Source organism: Pseudomonas sp. 22072 (genome assembly GCF_052046095.1).
In the GTDB taxonomy this organism is placed as follows: domain Bacteria; phylum Pseudomonadota; class Gammaproteobacteria; order Pseudomonadales; family Pseudomonadaceae; genus Aquipseudomonas; species Aquipseudomonas paracarnis.
Genome location: NZ_JBQEQE010000062.1, coordinates 1 through 869 on the forward strand (window position 1 = coordinate 1; position 869 = coordinate 869).

Here is an 869-nt window from a genome sequence, read left to right on the forward strand (position 1 = left end):
GATGACGTGTTCATCGATAAGAGCACTCAGACCGTCAAGATCACCGACGCTTCCGGCGGCAACTTCGAAAAACTGGAAGTTGCAGGCAGCGGCGCAACGACCACGATCAACGACACCATCGACAAGGTCGATGTGGTCCTGACGGCCACCACCACCGTTGGTGAAGGCGGCAACATCGTCTACACCGCCAGCCTTGTGGATAAAAACGGCGCACCGGTGACTAACATCATCAATCCGCTGACCGTCACCCTCGATAACGGCAAGACCATCACCATTGGTGTGAATCAGTCGAGTGGCTCTATCACCACCATCGCGCCGGATGATGTGTACAAAGGCGATCAAACTGTCACTACCGCCATCAAAAGCGTGACCGGCGGCGAGCACTTCGAAAACCTGGTCCCTGGCACGACGGCAGTGAACACTACTGTCACCGATAACCCTGGCACCGATAACACCACCACCGTTACGTTGACGGCTCCGGCTGAGGCAAACGAAGGTGGGCAGATTACGTACACCGCCACGCTGTCCAACAAAGCGGGCACTGACGTAACACTGAAGCTCGACAACGGTTCAAGCATCACCATCAAGGCTGGCGACACCGTTGGCACCGTAACCGTGCCTGCGCCTACCGATGACGTGTTCATCGACAAGAGCACGCAGACCGTTCAGATCACCGAGACCACTGGTGGCAACTTCGAAAAACTGGAAGTCGCAGGGAATGGCGCAACCACCACAATCAACGACACCATCGACAAGGTTGATGTAGTCCTGACCGCGACCACCACCGTTGGCGAAGGCGGCAATATCGTCTACACCGCCAGCCTTGTGGATAAAAACGGCGCACCGGTGACCAACATCACCAATCCGCT

General features: G+C 56.4%; 1 protein-coding gene. It reads left to right on the plus strand.

Annotation, left to right across the window (positions count from 1 at the left end; all coding sequences use genetic code 11):
• On the plus strand, positions 1 to 869 hold an 869-nt coding region (locus tag ACTJLA_RS26785; RefSeq protein WP_440842482.1), incomplete at both ends, for an immunoglobulin-like domain-containing protein.